Origin of the sequence: Bradyrhizobium sp. NAS80.1 (assembly GCF_001908205.1) — a bacterium.
In the GTDB taxonomy this organism is placed as follows: domain Bacteria; phylum Pseudomonadota; class Alphaproteobacteria; order Rhizobiales; family Xanthobacteraceae; genus Bradyrhizobium.
The window spans coordinates 1-636 of the sequence record NZ_LGHL01000523.1 but is presented as its reverse complement, the minus strand read 5'-3'; the positions used below and the strand labels follow the sequence as shown (position 1 = coordinate 636).

Genomic DNA, 636 nt, shown 5'->3' with positions numbered 1-636 from the left:
GGCCCTCGACGGTCACTGCGAGGCTGGAATGCATCAGCATTCCGCAGACCGTGTGATGGCGCCAACGGCCGCCTTTGTCACGGCCGCTATTGACGCTTTTGGTCAGGCCGATGGCGCTCGTGTTCGCGCGTTGATAGGAGAATTCCGTCGTGTCCTGGATGAGGAGAATTGGACCTGTGCAATCATCGTAACGCATGCGCGTGGCGGCGAAGTGGCCGCTGAGAATGTCGGCTTCCTCCACGCGCTCGTTGGCGAAAAAGCGGTAGGCCGCCTTAGTGCTCGCCCAGTCTTGGCACGCGAACGGTATACTCTCGCCCATGCCATCTCCGATTTGCCTCAACAGCTCGCCAAATCGTTGACCAAGACGGGCGTCTTTGAATGCCGTCTTGTCGATCTCGCGCTCAGTCCAGTGTTCGACGGCGCTTTCATCAGGATCATCCTGGGAACCATCCGGCCCCACCGACCGACGAGATGTCGTACCGCTCGAACACATGATGGCACCTCGCGCTCGCGATTCAGGTGCTCAACAATGAATCACAAGCGATTCATCCGATTCAAGATTCTTCGATCGAAGCCTCCCGCAATTGAATCAGGCACTTGTGGGTAATTGAAAGCGTCACCGGACGAATACTCTAA

The 636-nt window shown here is 57.2% G+C and carries 1 protein-coding gene; it reads right to left on the bottom strand.

What is annotated here, in order from left to right; genetic code table 11:
* A partial coding sequence (locus AC629_RS44645; protein ID WP_349531774.1) for an IS4/Tn5 family transposase DNA-binding protein occupies positions 1 to 493 on the bottom strand: 493 nt, incomplete at its 3' end.
* Positions 494 to 636: the final 143 nt, after the last annotated feature.